The sequence below is a fragment of the Solwaraspora sp. WMMD1047 genome, from assembly GCF_029626155.1.
Classification (GTDB): Bacteria; Actinomycetota; Actinomycetes; order Mycobacteriales; family Micromonosporaceae; genus WMMD1047.
In genome coordinates this window covers 1,040,889-1,055,672 of the sequence record NZ_JARUBL010000001.1, presented here as the reverse complement: position 1 = coordinate 1,055,672, position 14,784 = coordinate 1,040,889, and the positions used below count along the sequence as shown (strand labels likewise).

The 14,784-nt window shown below is 72.4% G+C and carries 16 protein-coding genes; 9 read left to right on the top strand and 7 right to left on the bottom strand.

What is annotated here, in order from left to right:
• Positions 1–146: 146 nt before the first annotated feature.
• The 5 genes from O7627_RS04950 to O7627_RS04930 form a co-directional block, all read right to left on the bottom strand.
• On the bottom strand, positions 147–602 hold the full coding sequence (locus tag O7627_RS04950) for a pyridoxamine 5'-phosphate oxidase family protein (protein ID WP_278092308.1): 456 nt from the start codon (positions 600–602) through the stop codon (positions 147–149).
• Between the two features lie 158 nt (positions 603–760).
• Complete coding sequence (locus tag O7627_RS04945) at positions 761–1,120, bottom strand: hypothetical protein (protein WP_278092307.1); 360 nt, start codon at positions 1,118–1,120, stop codon at positions 761–763.
• A gap of 948 nt (positions 1,121–2,068) precedes the next feature.
• A complete protein-coding gene (locus O7627_RS04940; protein ID WP_278092306.1) occupies positions 2,069–3,172 on the bottom strand; it encodes a questin oxidase family protein in 1,104 nt (367 codons plus the stop codon).
• Positions 3,173–3,236: 64 nt separating this feature from the next.
• Positions 3,237–3,440, bottom strand: coding sequence for a DUF397 domain-containing protein (locus O7627_RS04935; protein WP_278092305.1), 204 nt, complete (start codon positions 3,438–3,440; stop codon positions 3,237–3,239).
• Positions 3,431–4,234 (bottom strand): helix-turn-helix transcriptional regulator, encoded by an 804-nt coding sequence (locus tag O7627_RS04930; RefSeq protein ID WP_278092304.1) that lies wholly within the window; start codon positions 4,232–4,234, stop codon positions 3,431–3,433. The genes O7627_RS04935 and O7627_RS04930 overlap by 10 nt, the downstream gene beginning before the upstream one ends.
• Before the next feature lie 206 nt (positions 4,235–4,440).
• Here O7627_RS04930 and O7627_RS04925 point away from each other — a divergent pair, with 206 nt between their 5' ends.
• Positions 4,441–4,716, top strand: coding sequence for a hypothetical protein (locus O7627_RS04925; protein ID WP_278092303.1), 276 nt, complete (start codon positions 4,441–4,443; stop codon positions 4,714–4,716).
• A 200-nt stretch (positions 4,717–4,916) separates the two neighbouring features.
• Here O7627_RS04925 and O7627_RS04920 read toward each other — a convergent pair whose 3' ends face one another.
• Positions 4,917–5,534, bottom strand: a complete 618-nt coding sequence (locus tag O7627_RS04920) for a hypothetical protein (protein ID WP_278092302.1) — start codon at positions 5,532–5,534, stop codon at positions 4,917–4,919.
• 112 nt (positions 5,535–5,646) lie between these two features.
• Between O7627_RS04920 and O7627_RS04915 the strand changes: the two genes are divergently transcribed.
• From O7627_RS04915 to O7627_RS04890, 6 genes are all read left to right on the top strand, one after another.
• Positions 5,647–6,627 carry a GlxA family transcriptional regulator gene (locus O7627_RS04915; protein WP_278092301.1) on the top strand — a complete coding sequence of 327 codons (981 nt, stop codon included), beginning with the start codon at positions 5,647–5,649 and terminating at the stop codon, positions 6,625–6,627.
• 99 nt (positions 6,628–6,726) lie between these two features.
• On the top strand, positions 6,727–8,673 hold the full coding sequence (locus tag O7627_RS04910; protein WP_278092300.1) for an ABC transporter ATP-binding protein: 1,947 nt from the start codon (positions 6,727–6,729) through the stop codon (positions 8,671–8,673).
• Positions 8,670–10,448: an ABC transporter ATP-binding protein gene (locus O7627_RS04905; protein WP_278092299.1), complete on the top strand. Its 1,779-nt coding sequence runs from the start codon at positions 8,670–8,672 to the stop codon at positions 10,446–10,448. The genes O7627_RS04910 and O7627_RS04905 overlap by 4 nt, the downstream gene beginning before the upstream one ends.
• A gap of 109 nt (positions 10,449–10,557) precedes the next feature.
• The gene (gene msrA, locus O7627_RS04900; RefSeq protein ID WP_278092298.1) at positions 10,558–11,217 is read left to right on the top strand and encodes a peptide-methionine (S)-S-oxide reductase MsrA; all 660 of its coding nucleotides are present in this window, start codon (positions 10,558–10,560) and stop codon (positions 11,215–11,217) included.
• A 90-nt stretch (positions 11,218–11,307) separates the two neighbouring features.
• The gene (locus tag O7627_RS04895) at positions 11,308–11,592 is read left to right on the top strand and encodes a type II toxin-antitoxin system Phd/YefM family antitoxin (RefSeq protein WP_278092297.1); all 285 of its coding nucleotides are present in this window, start codon (positions 11,308–11,310) and stop codon (positions 11,590–11,592) included.
• On the top strand, positions 11,589–11,879 hold the full coding sequence (locus tag O7627_RS04890; RefSeq protein WP_278092296.1) for a type II toxin-antitoxin system RelE/ParE family toxin: 291 nt from the start codon (positions 11,589–11,591) through the stop codon (positions 11,877–11,879). The genes O7627_RS04895 and O7627_RS04890 overlap by 4 nt, the downstream gene beginning before the upstream one ends.
• 27 nt (positions 11,880–11,906) lie before the next feature.
• On the opposite strand, the gene O7627_RS04885 is transcribed toward O7627_RS04890, so the two are convergent.
• The gene (locus O7627_RS04885) at positions 11,907–12,866 is read right to left on the bottom strand and encodes an AbfB domain-containing protein (RefSeq protein ID WP_278092295.1); all 960 of its coding nucleotides are present in this window, start codon (positions 12,864–12,866) and stop codon (positions 11,907–11,909) included.
• 350 nt (positions 12,867–13,216) lie between these two features.
• Between O7627_RS04885 and O7627_RS04880 the strand changes: the two genes are divergently transcribed.
• Positions 13,217–13,729, top strand: coding sequence for a GNAT family N-acetyltransferase (locus O7627_RS04880; RefSeq protein WP_278092294.1), 513 nt, complete (start codon positions 13,217–13,219; stop codon positions 13,727–13,729).
• A gap of 77 nt (positions 13,730–13,806) precedes the next feature.
• Positions 13,807–14,784: a trypsin-like peptidase domain-containing protein gene (locus O7627_RS04875; RefSeq protein WP_278092293.1), complete on the top strand. Its 978-nt coding sequence runs from the start codon at positions 13,807–13,809 to the stop codon at positions 14,782–14,784.

The window sequence follows — 14,784 nt, the reverse complement described above, 5'->3', positions numbered from 1 at the left end:
GGCCGCCCCCGGTGATAGGTGCTCGCGGCGGCATTGAACGACATCCGACGTCCGGGCGCAGCTTGCGGTAGGTCAGGCACCGGGCGAGCCTGCCGCCCCGCCCGCCGCACGGCAACCCATTTAGATCCCGCGCACCCGATCGAGGGCTACTCGCGCTCGACTTTCCGCAGCCCGTGCGTGGGGGTCCACCATTCGATGACGAGCAGGGTCGCCTTCTCGTTGAGGTGGGTGTGCACGACCTCGGTGATGTCAGCGTGGAACCGGTCGCCCGGCGGCCCGTCCTCGATCGGCCCGGCCAGAACCGCGCGACCGCTGATCTTCGCCTCGCCGGGCCACTGGGCCTCCGCGCCTTCGACCGGGTCGACGGTGGCGCTGTGCAGGGCGAACCTCGGATCCCGCCGTAGGTCGGTGCCCTTGCGGGCGTTCGCCATCGACCCGAAGGTCAACTCGCCCTCCTCGAAGACCACCTCGATCCCGGAGATCCGCGGCCCCCCGTCGGCCCGCAGGGTCGCGATCGTCTTGTGCCGGTGCGCGTCGAACAGCGCCCGCACCCGCCCCGCGAACTCCGGCGCCGCCGCCTCAACATCCCGCCACGCAGTCATCCGCCGATCCTCGCACCACCGACCGACAGAACGGGTACGCCACCGTCAGGCGGCCAGCTTCCACTAGACGTACTGGTTGACAATTGGCCGGACTACGACCGGAAGCGGTTCCGCTCCCACACACTGCCCGGCCCAGCGGGGCGTGGATCCGTGCGGCACTACGCTCCCTGATGCGTGTTCGCGAGCACCGGGTGGCGAGACTCCCACAGGTTGCGCACCTGCGGAGGCAGTACAAGCTCGGCCCAGAGCCGCACGAGGACCGGGCCGTCCAGCCACTGCACGAGATCGTCAACAGTGGTCGCCTCGCGGAGCACGACCTCGTACATGCTGGCAAGCTGGCGGGGATTGCCCAGGTCGTACCGCGCATGCCCGGACCAGTCGAGGCGCCGACTCAGCGTGATGTGCCCGCTGACCGGTCCGCCCAGACCGTCGAGGTCGTCGCTGACCACGTACGGACGCTGGTCCCCGTAACGCGAACCACGCGGCGCGCTCTGACCCGCCCATTCGAACTCGTCCACAACCTCGATCCTCGATATCGGCTGCCCCGGTGGTTTGCCAGCCAGATCAAACCACACCCGTGCCGGACCTCGCGCCGCGATTTGTCCATGCGACGGTGACGGCCGCCCGAGTCCAAGGCGCGGACGGAAGATTTCGGCGTGCCCCGTGTCCGACAGGAGCGCTCGGCAGCTTCCCTGCACAGAATTGTTGTCGGCGGAGAGCGGCCAACGGGGTGAGATGATTGCGGCCGGCATCCGTGATCCCGTTGCCGTACCGGGCTGCCCGCGCCGGTGAGATTGGACGGACGTGACCCGGATGGTGCTTCGCGGATGCTTCGTCGGCCCGAGTGACTGGCGTTTCGCGCTGCCTTGGGCCGCAGCCCAAACGGAGCCTCCGATGCCGCTACGTCCGCTGACCCAGGGTGCTGTCCCTCGCGCCGAACCCGGTCGTGGGCAGGCTCCGGGTCGCGGACCCGGTCGTGGACAGGTTCTGGCTCGTGGAGTAGACAATCGCCCGCGGTTCGACCGACGGCGATGCCGGGAGGTTCGGGCGCTGCGGCCACCGTGCGCGGGCTTGTGGGTCGTCGTCACGGCCGGGCCAGAGCTCGGTCCACGCGGCTCCGACCGGCACGACCTGGGCGTCGGATCCGGTCCGGACCCGGCGTAGCCGCTCGGCGTGGCGGCGTCGCAGGCCCCACACGCGGTGTCGTTCGTGGACCTGGCGGAATTCGTCGCGGCTGGGAGAGTAATTGCGAGATGCGGTCCGGTCCCGCATTCTGGCCAACTCAGCCGTGGTGAACAACTGTAGCTGCCGCATTGGACAATTATCCCCGACCCAAGCGCGCCACGCTGTCCCGAACGGGCGTTCGACCCCAATTTATGTGCGCTATTTCTGACCGGCCCGAAGCCTGGTCTCGACGACTTGTTCCGGGGCGAGTTCGACTGCGGTTCCGCCGGCCTCGGTAATGCTCAGTCTTTCGCAATCAGCTGGACCGAGTGCATTGCCGCGGTGATCGTGGCCGGATTGTTGGTGTGTGCGTACACGTCGATCGCGGTGTCGGCCAGCTTGATGGCGTGCGGGTCGGCAGTGGCTGCGGCGGCGGCGATCAGCTCCGCCACCGGCATCGCCCGGCGCACCTCAGCCGGCGGGCGGGCTTCAGCCGCTGTGTATGCGGCGGTGACGGCTGCCGTGGCTGCCCACGCGGCTGCCAGGCTCGCCACCCACAGCGACTCAGGTAGCGCGGGCAGGGTGCGCAGGACCGCGTTCGGGGCCGTCGCCGCGTGGACGAGCATGACCGGCGCGGCGTACCCATGGGCCGCGTGCCGGGCGGTCGCCGCCGCGACAATGCCCGCCAACCGCGCCGGAATCTGCCCGTCCAACGGCACCCTCTCGTCGACCGCCGTCCGCTCGTCAACCGGTCCCTGCCGGCCAGCCGGCGTCCACTCGGCCGAGCTGGGGACGTTGCCGGCGATGGCTGGCCAGTCGGGTAGGTCCGCGAGTTGGGCGAGTCGGGCGCGGATGCCGAACCGCTGGTCGGGAACTCTCGGTACGGCGTCGAGCGCGGAGCGGGGGTCGGTCGGCCGGTACGGACCCGAGCCGGGTACGCAAATCGGCTGCCAGCGGGCGGCCCAGTAGGCGAGGCCCTGGCCGAGTTCCGCCACCCGAGGGTCGGTTTCGGTGTCGAGCAGGGCGCGGACGGCGTGCCCGACCCGGATCACCCCGTGCGTGGCGCCGGCCGCGATACCCGGCAGCAGCCGCGGCCACCAGCGGACCAGCACCTCCCGCCACGGCGCGCCGGCCAGTTCCCGATCGAAGTAGTCGAGCCAGTCGCCGGTACGGACCGGGTCGCCGAGCGGATCCCGCCACTCGTCGACGGCGATGGGATCGATGCCCCGGGGCCGGGGCTCCAGCCGGTCGGCATAGTCGTCCAGCCACCGGTGTACGCGCTCGGCCAGCCCATGATGGGCGAGCGCCTCAGCGGCCATCGGGGCATGGTTGGACAGCCAACCGTCACGCTCCGGCCCGGTCCGCTGGATCCGCTCCAACGCCTCGTCGAGAATGCCATCCGCCACGCCAACCAGGCTCCGACCTCAACCAAGCTTGAGGTCAAGCCCTCTGCTCTGCCTCAGCTCCGGGTCAGCGACGGTCGGCGTGAAGCGGCGGCAAGCCAGCGACGAAGGCGCGCCAGGCGGGCGGGGTGAAAGCGAGCGCGGGGCCGATCGGGTCCTTGCTGTCCCGGACACCGACCACCTCGGGCAGGTTGTCCGCCACCTCCACACACGCTCCGCCGTGACCGTTGCTGCGGGTGCTCTTGCGCCAGATTGCGCCAGTCAGCTCCATGACTCCGCGACCTCTCCGATCAGCTCGATCGACTGCTGGTAGGACAGCGCCTCACCCTTGACCGACTCCCAGAGCTGGCGCATCGCGGCCACCTCGCCCGGCTCCTCGACCAGTTCACCCTTGCCCTGGTTGTCGCGGAAGGCGACCTCATCGCCCTCTGCCGGAATGGCAATCACGAAGGGTCCATTGAGGCCAGCGTACGCACCGGTGGCGATCGGAACCACCTGGATTCGCACCCGGGGCTGGGCATCGCAAACCGCCAACAGGTGCCGCAACTGCTCGGCCATCACCCGTGGTCCGCCGACCGGCTGCCGGATGACCCGCTCGTCGATGACGACCGCGAAGTGCGGTGGTTGATCCCGCGTCAGTACTGCTTGCCGGTCCAGCCGGGTGGTCACCTGCTCCTCGATCTGGGTCTTGTCGAGCAGCCCGCCAGCGCGGAGCAGCGTGCGAGCGTATTCCTCGGTCTGGAGCAGGCCGGGGACGATCGACAGTTCAAACCACCGCAGGGCGAGGGCGGTGCTTTCGATGGCGAACCATTCGCGGTACCAGGGGAGGCCGGCGTCGGGGCCGATGGTGGCGTGGATGCGCAGCAGTAGGCCGTCGGTGTGGAGCACCTTCTCGCAGCGTCGGACGAAGTCCAACCTCGGGCGGCGGGCGGCGGTCTCGACCTTGGCGATGGTGGAGGGCGAGTACTGCACCAGCGGGCTCAACCCCTCCAGGGAGAAACCGGCGGCGGTACGGGCGCGGCGCAACTCGCTCCCGAACAGTTCGAGTGTGGTCGGACGGCTCACTGGCGGCTCCTCTGGACAACAGGGTGGTCCACGCGTCGACCCTGCCGACGATAGTGCAAACACGACCAGACTGTGGGTACGCGGTCACGCACGGCAACCTCTCCCCCGGCAAAACCGCCGGCCCGTGACCGCCGGGCCGCCGCCCCGCCCGTGCCCGCGAGGGCGGCGGCCCACCACCGGCCGACGAGAAGACAAGGGAGAACGCCATGCCTACGAACCACGACCGGGATGAGCACACCACCGCCGCGCCGACCGAGCCACCCGGAACGGACGCGGCCGAAGCCACCACGCCAGATACCGAAGAACCCGCGCTCGGAGCACCCCGACCGGGGGCACCAACCGACCCACCACCCCGCGAGGTGGACCCCGATCTGCCGCCCGTACCCCCTCGGGAGCGGGACCTCAACCGCGGACCCGGCTGGCGGCGGCGGTCCATCGGGGCGAACGCGGCGCCGGTCGCCGGGCGGCCGGGGCGCGGGTGACGGCGTGGCTGGCGGGCCGATCGGCGGACCGGTCGCGGGGCTGGACGAGCTGCGGCGGCACCGGCCGTTGCGGCCCACCTGGCTCTGCCGGGCCTGCGCGGCACAGTGGCCGTGCCAACCGGCGAAGCTGGTGCTGCTGCACGACTTCGCCGACGACCGGATCGGGCTGAGCGTGTACGGCTGCTCGATGCTGCAGGACGTCAGCGCAGCAGGAGCAGCAGGATTCCGGCGCCGAGGATGGCGTCCAGCACGCCGCACCACTCGGCGAATGAGCGTACGACGATCCGGTTGGCCCGCCAGTGCAGGAAGTCCCAGGCGGCGTGGCCGAGCAGCCCGGCGGCGACCAGGAAACCGCCCACCTCGGCGGGCACCGACAACGCCACCACGGCGAGCGCGATGAAGCCGAACGCAGCCGGCGACTGCAGCGCGGGCAGGCCGGGCCGGCGCAGTTGCCCGGCGAGCAGCCCCACCGCGACGAGCGCGACCGCCACCAGCGCCATCGCGGGCATCGGGTCGAGGTCGGCCACCCGGAAAACCACCACCGCGCCGGTGAACGCGAACAGCCCCGGCCAGGTGGTGCGGGGCCGGTCGACGACCGCGACGAACAGGTATCCGGTGGCGGCCAGCACCAGCAGGAACGCGTACTCCCGGCCGTCATCGACATCCCAGAGGCTCACCGTCGCCAAGGCCACCGCGAACCAGGTCGGCCAGCGCCGGCCGACCGCCGAGACGGCGGCCCGCCAGCCGCTTCCGCCGGTGGCAGGGGTGGCAGCGGGCCGGTTCTCGAGCCGGGCCGGTGCGGGTGCGGTAGGTGCCATGGCCAACACCGTCGCGGACGCCGCCCGGGGGCGGCCACCCGCCCGACGCGACAGGTCCGAAACCGTGGGACACCGGTCTGTTCGGCCGGCCCGGCGGGTCTACGCTCGGCGGGTGGAGACGCGCCCGGTGGCGGTGGTCGGCTACGACGACGCCGAACTGCTCGACATCGCCTGCGTCACCACCACCCTCGGCATGGCCAACGTGACCGGCAACGTCGGCACGCCGTACCAGGTTCTGGTGGTCAGCCCCGGACGGCGGCCGATCACCTGCGGGCCGGGGGTGGTCCTGCAGAGCGGGTACGCGCTCGAACGGCTCACCAGCCCGCTCGACACGCTCATCGTCTCCGGTGGGCTCGGGCATGCGCGTGCCGCCGCCAACCCCCGGATCGTCGCCCACGTCCAGCGGCTGGCCCAGATCAGCCGGCGGGTCGCGTCGGTCTGCACCGGCGCCAGCATCCTGGCCGCCGCCGGGCTGCTCGACGGCCGGCGGGCCACCACCCACTGGCGGTTCGCCGCCGGACTCGCCGCCCGGCACCCCCGGATCACCGTCGATCCCGACCCGATCTACATCCGGGACGGAAAGGTCTCCACCGCGGCGGGGGTCACCAGCGCCCTGGACCTGGCGCTGGCGTTCGTGCAGGAGGACCACGGCGCCGAGCTGGCCCGGCTCGTCTCCCGCGACCTGGTCACCTACCTGCAGCGGCCGGGCAACCAGGCCCAGATGAGCATCTTCACGGCCGCGCCGCCGTCCGACAACGACGTGGTACGCCGGGTGACCGCGCACATCAACGCGAACCTCGCCAGCGACCTGGACACCGCCGCGCTGGCCGAGATCGCCGGGGTCAGCGTCCGCCACCTGACCCGACTGTTCCGCACCCACCTCGGCCAGACGCCCGGCCGGGCAGTCCGGCACCTGCGGGTGGCGGCCGCCGCGCACCTGCTCACCTCCACGCCGCTGCCGCTGCCCCGCATCGCGGCGCGGTGCGGGTTCGGGTCCGCCGAAACCCTCCGCGTGGCGTTTCTCCAGCGGTACGGAGTCCCACCGTCGCGGTACCGCTCGGCGACGGGCGACCCGGGCGGCCGGCCGGACTGACCGTCGCCGCTGGTCCGATTGGTGATAAATGCATGGCCTGGATGGACAGTGGGAGGTATCAAGGACAGTCGTTGCGTCGGCGCGGGGGCTGGGGGCGGCATGCGGTGGTTCGACCTGGCCGGGGGTGCGGCGCACCGGCTGGTGCGGGCGGTCTCCGGGATGGCGCCGGAGCCCCGGCCCGCCAGCGAGATCGCCGCCGAGCGGATCCGGCTGGTCCGGCTCCTGCCGCTGGCCGGCCGAGGGTACGCCAGCGCCCTGCTCACCGCGCACACCGTCACCGTCTTCGCCCCGGGTGCGCTCGCCGTGGCCACCGGCTGGCTGGTCGGCTCGCTCATCGAGGCGGCCGGCGAGGGGCGGACCGCGGGACTGCTCTGGCCGCTCGTCGCGTTCGCCGTCGTACTCGTGATTGAACAGTTCGGTGAGCTGGCCCGGGACACCCTCGACCAGCTCGCCGCCCAGCAGATCGACCGCCGGCTGCGGCAACGGCTGCGGCGGATCGCCACCGCGCCGGCCGGCATCGCGCACCTGGCGGAAACGGCGTTCGCCGACGACGCGCTGCGCGCCTCCGACCTGGGTAACAACGGCTGGCGGATCCGGTCGGCCGGCACCGCCGCCACCGGGCAGGCCAAGCTGCTGTTCCGGATCGCCACCGCGGTGGTCTCGGCGGGGCTGCTGGCGGCGTACTCCGTACCCCTGGCGGTGGGGTTGCTCGGCGCGGCGCTGTTCCTGCGGGCGGTGATCCGGCAACAGTGGACGGCGGCGGCCGGGATCTGGGAGCAGCTGGTCCCGCAGGAGCGCCGGACGAACTACCTGTCGGAGCTGGCCGCCGGCACCGAGGCCGGCAAGGAGCTGCGGATGTTCGGGCTCGGCGGGTGGCTGATGGCCCGCCGGCTGGCCAACGAGACCGAACGGCTCGGCACCGTCCGGGCGTTGAACGCCTCGATCGTCCGCCGGCAGGGGTGGGTGCTGGCGCTCTCGTTCGCCATCGCCGCCGCCGTCTACGCGGTGCCCGGCCTGGCCGCCGCCCGCGGCACGATGAGCGTGGCCGAGCTGACCGTCTGCATCGGAGCGGCCGCCGGCATCTTCCGGATCACCGGCATGGGCCTGGAAGCCTTCGACATCGAGTACGGCCTGGGCGCCGTCGCCGCACTCGACCGGCTCGGCGCCGGCCACCCCGCCCCGGCAACAGGCCGGCCCGGCGCGCTAGCCGACCCGCCCGGCGCGGTGGCAGGTCGGCCCGGTGCGGGGCCGAGTGCGCGCGGGGTGGGTGTCGTGTTCGAGGGGGTGCGGTTCCGGTATCCGGGGGCGGAGCGGGACACCCTGTACGGGCTGGACCTGACCGTCCGGGCCGGCGAGGTGGTGGCCGTCGTCGGGGTCAACGGCGCCGGGAAGACGACGATGATGAAGCTGCTCGGCGGGCTGTACCAGCCGACCGCCGGGCGGATCGTCGTCGACGGCGTCGACCTGGCCGAGCTGGACCCACGGCAGTGGCAGCGGCGGCTGACCGTGGTGTTCCAGGACTTCGTCCGCTATCCGCTCTCCGCCCGCGACAACATCGCCCTCGGCGCGGGCGAACACCCGGGCGACGACGCCGAGATCTGGCGGGCCGCCGAGGCGGCCGGGGCCGACGGGCTGCTGGCCGGGCTGCCCGCCGGCCTGGACACCCCGCTGACCCGGACCAGGTCCGGCGGGGTCGACCTCTCCGGCGGGCAGTGGCAACGCATCGCGCTGGCCCGCGCCCTGTACGCGGTGCGCGCCGGCCGGCAGCTCGTGGTCCTGGACGAGCCGACCGCCCACCTCGACGTCGCCGCCGAAGCGGAGTTCTTCGACCGGGTGGTCCAGGCGGTCGACGGCGCGACCGTGCTGCTGATCTCGCACCGGCTCTCCACGATCCGCAACGCGGACCGGATCGTGCTGCTCGACGGCGGCCGGATCGTCGCCGCCGGCAACCACGACGAGCTGGTCGCCACCGGCAGCGAGTACGGCCGGCTGTTCCGCCTGCAGGCGGCGCGGTTCGTCGGCGCCGACCGTGGGGGTGACCGGTGACCGGGCGGCTGCGGGTGGTCCGGCATGTGCTGGCGATCGCCTTCCGGGACAACAAGCTCCAGGTGGTCGGGGCGATCCTGCTGGTGAACCTGGTGGCGGTCGCCGCGGCGGCCACCGGCTGGGCGCAGCGTTGGCTCGTCGACTCCGCCGGGCTCGGGTCGGCGGCGGGAGTGCTGGGTGCGGCGGCGCTCGGTGCGGCGGGGTTCATGATGGTCACCGCCGGGTCGCGGGTGCAGGGCAGCCTGCGTACGGACCTGTCGGCGGCGGTGAGCGTCGCGCTCAACCAGGAGATTCTCGGGCGGGCGGCGCGGATCGCCACCATCGAGCACCTGGAACGGCCGGACTACCAGGACCGACTCAAGCTGCTGCGCAACAACACGTACGGGCTGGCCGCGTCGGCATGGACGCTGAGCGAGACCGGGGCGGCGCTGCTCAGCGTCGGGCTGAGCATGTCGCTGCTGGGCGCCGTACACCCGGTGCTGGCCGGGCTCGCGGTGCTCGCGGTGCCGCCGCTCTGGTTTGCCCACCGGGGCAGCACCCTGGTCCGGCGGGCGCACCAGGCGACGGCCGAGCTGACCCGTACCGAACACGAGCTGCACGAGCTCTGCATCACCGCCGAGCCGGCGAAGGAGACCCGGATCGCGCAGGCGACCGACGTGCTGGACCGGCGCGCCGACCAGCTCTGGGAGCAGGTCCTCGACGCCCGGCGCCGGGCGCAGGTCCGCAGCGCCGGGTGGCAGCTGTTCGGCTGGGCGCTGTACGCGGCCGGCTTCGTCGCGGCGATCGGTTTCGTGGCCCGGCTCGCCGCCGACGGCCGCGCCAGCACCGGCGACCTGGTGCTGGTCATCACCCTCGGCAGCCTGCTCCGGGCGCAGGTCATGATCACGGCCGCCGGCATCGGCGGGGTGGCCCAGACCGGACACGCGATCGACGACTACCGCTGGCTGGTCGAGTACGAGCGCACCGCCGCCGCGGCCGGCCGGGCGGTGCCGCCGGACCGGTTGCGCACCGGCATCGCCCTGGAGAACGTCACCTTCCGCTATCCGGGCACCGGCGAGGAGGTGCTGCGGGACGTGTCGGTGCGGTTGCCGGCCGGCGCCACGGTCGCCCTGGTCGGGGTGAACGGAGCCGGCAAGACCACCCTGGTCAAGCTGCTGACCGGGCTCTACCGGCCGGACGTCGGGCGGGTGACCGTGGACGGCGTACCGCTGACCGAGCTGGACCCGGTGCGGTGGCGGGAGCGGACCAGCGGGGCGTTCCAGGACTTCGTGAAGTTCCAGTTCAGTGCCAGGCACGCGGTCGGGGTCGGTGACCTGGGCCGCCGCGACGACGACGCGGTGATCGGCCGGGCGGTGGCCGAGGCCGGCGCCGACCCGGTGGTCGCCGACCTCCCCGCCGGCCTGGACACCCCGCTCGGCCGGGAGTTCGGCGGGGCCGAGCTGTCCCAGGGGCAGTGGCAGAAGCTGGCGCTGGCCCGCGGGCTGATGCGTACCGATCCGTTGTTGCTGGTCCTGGACGAGCCGACGGCCGCGCTGGACCCACAGGCCGAACACGACCTGTTCGAGAGGTTCGTCGGGGCGGCCCGGTCGGCGGCCGGCGCACACGGCACCATCACGCTGCTCATCTCGCACCGGTTCTCCACGGTCGGGATGGCCGACCTGATCATCGTGCTGGCCGACGGGAAGATCGCCGAATCCGGTACGCACACCGAGCTGATGGCCGCCGGCGGCCACTACGCCCGGCTCTACGCGATCCAGGCCCGCAGCTACCGCTGACCGCAGGCCGGCTGATAGGTCGGCGCGGGGCCGGGTAAGGATGGGAAGGCTCGCGTTGTTACACGCTCTAGACGGCTGCGTAGAGGCAGCCGCGGGAGAGGAGTCGACCGTGTTCCTACGCCGGATGAAGGGCAACCTGCCCAACCCCGACCAGGCGCTACCCGGTCGGGAGACACCGATCCCGGTCGTCGGCACGCACGAGGTGCTGGGCACCCCGTTGCAGGGTCCGTGGCCGGACGGGGCGAAGGTCGCCGTGTTCGGGATGGGATGTTTCTGGGGCGCCGAGCGACTGTTCTGGACCCTGCCCGGGGTGATCACGACCTCGGTGGGATACGCGGGCGGTATCACCCCGAATCCCACGTATGAGGAGGTCTGCTCCGGTTACACCGGGCACGCCGAGGTGGTCGAGGTGGTCTACGACCCGGCTCAGATCAGCTACGAGCAGCTGCTGAAGGTGTTCTGGGAGAACCACGACCCCACCCAGGGCATGCGACAGGGCAACGACATCGGTACGCAGTACCGGTCGACGATCTACACCACCGAGGACGAGCAGTTGGCGGTGGCGCAGGCGTCCCGGGAGGCGTTCGCGCCGGTGGTGGCGAAGGCCGGCCTCGGTGAGATCACCACCGAGATCGAGCCGCTGCGGGAGTACTACTTCGCCGAGAGCTACCACCAGCAGTACCTGGCCCCGACCAAGAACCCGAACGGTTACTGCAACCACGGCCCGAACGGCATGACCTGCCCCATAGGTGTCGCGAAGACCGCCTAGCCGTCACAGGCCACCGGGCGGCTTAGTGCCCGGTGGCCTTGGCCGGAATTCTGTACAGACTTCGCGCCAGAATCTGGCTACACTTCGAGCATGACTGCCGTGCCGTTCACTGAGGCCCGCAACCGCCTTTCGGAACTCATCGACGAGGTGGCCTCGACCCATGAGCGGATAGAGATCACCAGGCACGGCCACGCCGCCGCCGTGCTCATTTCCGCCGACGACCTCGCCGCGTTGGAAGAGACCCTGGAGGTTCTCTCCAGCGCCGAGGCCATGCGGCAACTTGGCGAGTCCAAGGCCGCCGTCGAAGCCGGTGACGTCCTCGACGCCGACGAACTCGCAGCGCTGATGGCAAAGCGATCGAAGCAGGCAAGGTGACCCGTCCGGACCCCGGCCGCTACCGACTTCAGGTCACCGGCCCGGCCGCACGCGCCTTGGCCGGACGGCTACCAGAGAAGATCTCCGCCGCCGTCTACGAGTTCATCACCACCGCCCTCCTCGACAACCCGCATCGCGTCGGCAAACGACTTCTCCTGCCGCCGTACGAAGGCACCTGGTCGGCCAGGCGCGGCACGTACCGTGTCCTCTACGAGATCGACGAGGACGACCGCGTCGTGACCGTGACGGCCATCGAACACCGCGCCGACGCCTACCGGTCGCGTTGATTCAAGGGAGCCGGGTGCGGTGCGGGGTCAGGACCAGGCGGTGGTGGCCTGGAACGTGACGCTTTCGGCGAAGGACGACGAGTATTCGATCGGGTCGAGGAAGAGCTCTCCGTTGCGGTTGCGGATGAACCGGCCGCGGAAGTTCTCCGACTCCAGCACGATCGACCCGCCGCCCCGGCCGAACGAGCGCGGGCAGAACGTGGCGTCCCGTTCGAAGACGTCCGAGCGGTCGTCGGCGTCGTACCGGATCCGGAACGCGAAGTGTCGCAGGTAGCGGCCGTCCGCGCCCCGGAACGAGTAGCAGTCCCGGTCGGCCAGCCCGGTCACCACCGTGAAGCTGGCCTGCTCGCGGGTTGCCGCCGGGCTGCTGCCGGTCACCTGGTCGACGAAGCCCAGGCCGCTGCGGTGCCGCACGTACCGGTCCGGGCTGGCGGCCAGCCGCAGCGACCGCTGGACGTTCGAGCGCAGACCGGCCGGGGTCGGGGTCGGCGCGGCGGCCGCCGCCGACGTGGCCGGGGGCGGCTCCGGTGCCGGGTTCCCGCCCGAGCCACCGGGCGGATCCGGCGCCGGAGTCGGGGTCGGGGTCGGGGTCCCGGTCGGGCTGTCGGACGGCTCGGGGGCGTCGCTCGGTGCGCCGTCGCCGGGTGCCCACACCCAGGCCGGTACCCGGTTGGCCTCGCCGGTGATGGCCGAGTCCCGATCCGGCGAGGCGGCCCGCACCACCAGGGCCGCGGCCAGCACGATCACCGCCAGCAGCGCGCCGCCGACCAGGGTGATCCGGGCCACCTGGCGGCGGATGGCGACCACCTCGCCGTCCGGTCCGGGCTGTTCGCCGAAGAGAAAGCGGGTCGCCATGCCGGCCAGCCCGGTCGGCGGTGCGGCCGCCGAGCCGGCCGGCCCGGTGCCCGCCGCCACCCCGGGGTCCGGGGTCGCGGTCCAACCGCCGCCCCGGACCAGGCCCGGCTCGGCGTCCTCTGGATGTGTCACGTCTCCCCCCACTGGAGATCCATAACAACGATGTGGCGTGCAGAGTACCGGCCACCGGGTCCGGGTGTTCGCCCCCGCCCGCAAAAATCGTTGCCGCCGCTGACCTTGGCTGGATAGCGTGGCGGTACACGGGAAGGGAGGTGGTCCAGCTTTGTATAGCAATCGGACTCGTGAGGTGGCTGTCCGCTAGCCGCTGTCCTCGACAGTTCCCGCCCACCGGGCGGGCGCCGAGACCGTGTGGCAGCGGTGCGGCGTAAACCACGACAGCCATCCGACCCCCGGGGTGCCGGCCAAGTCCAGCCGGTCAGCGCCGACAGGCGCAAGCCCCGGGGGTCGCCTATGTTTGCCGGGTGACGATCGAGCTGCGGCCGGCCACCGCTGACGACCTGATGCCGGTCGGCGCGCTGCACCACCTGTCCCGGGCCACCACCTACCGGGACATCGTGCCCGCCGAGGCGCTCGCCGCCGTCACCGCCGACCAGATGGGCCGTTACTGGACCGAGCGCTGGCAGTACGAGCGGGACAGCCACCTGATGACGGTGGCCGAGCGGGCCGGCCGGCTGATCGGGTTCAGCTACGTCGGCCCGCACGCCCACGCCGAACCGGACGTCGGCGAGCTCTCCGCGATCCACGTCCACCCGGCCGAGCAGGGCCGGGGGGTGGGCCGGGCGTTGATGACCGACGCGTTGGCCACCCTGCACCGGCGCGGCTGGCGGCGGGCCGTGCTCTGGGTGCTGGCCGGCAACAGCCACGCCCGCGACTTCTACGCCCGCTGCGGCTGGACGCCGGACGGCGTCGAACGCGACGACGACATCGGCACCGCCACCACCCGCCAGCTGCGCTACGTCCGCGACCTGCCCTGACGGGCGGTCCGGTCGGTGTTCGCTGTGAGCGGACCCCGGACGGGCATCGACGGCGCCCGCTCGACGTTGACAGCGTCATGAACACCGGACAGATCGAACCGGAACGCGTCGAGAGCGCGGCGCTCGACGCGTACTCCCAGGTGGTGACCGCCGTGGCCGGGCGGGTGCTGCCCAGCGTCGCCGCGCTGTCGGTGCAGACGGCCCGGGGGGCCGGTGCCGGTTCCGCGGTCACCTTCACCGACGACGGATTCCTGCTCACCAGCGCCCACGTGGTGACCGGCGCGCAGGGTGGCCTGGCCACCTTCGGCGACGGCGCCGAGGCGCGGTTCGACGTGGTCGGCGCCGACCCCCTCTCCGACCTGGCGGTGCTGCGCGCCCGCACCACCGGCGGCCAGGTCACCGACACCGCCCAGCGGGCCGAACTCGGCGACGCGGACGGGCTCCAGGTCGGGCAGCTCGTGGTCGCCGTCGGCAACCCGATGGGGCTGGCCGGCTCGGTCAGCGCCGGCGTCGTCTCCGGCCTACGCCGGTCGCTGCCGGCCCGCGACGGCCGGCACGTCCGGCTGATCGACGACGTGATCCAGACCGACGCCGCCCTCAACCCGGGCAACTCCGGTGGCGCGCTCGCCGACTCCGCCGGCCGGGTGGTCGGCATCAACACCGCCGTCGCCGGCTACGGGCTCGGGCTCGCGGTGCCGATCAACGCCACCACCCGCCAGATCATCAGCGAACTCGTCACCAACGGGCGGGTCCGCCGGGCCTGGCTCGGGGTGGCCGGCTCACCGGTCCCGCTGCCGCCGCAGGTCGCCGAGCGGACCGGCCAGCGACTCGGCCTGCGGGTGGCGGAGGTGGTGCCGGGCAGCCCGGCCGGCGCCGCCGGGATCTACCTCGGCGACGTGATCATCTCGGCCGGCGGCCGACCGGTGCAGAGCGTCCAGGCGCTGCTCAAGCTGATGCTCGGCCCGGCGATCGGCACCCGCCTGCCGATCACCGTGCTGCGCCGCGGCGCCCTCGTCGACGTGGTGACGGTCCCGACCGAACTGGCCGCCCGCTGA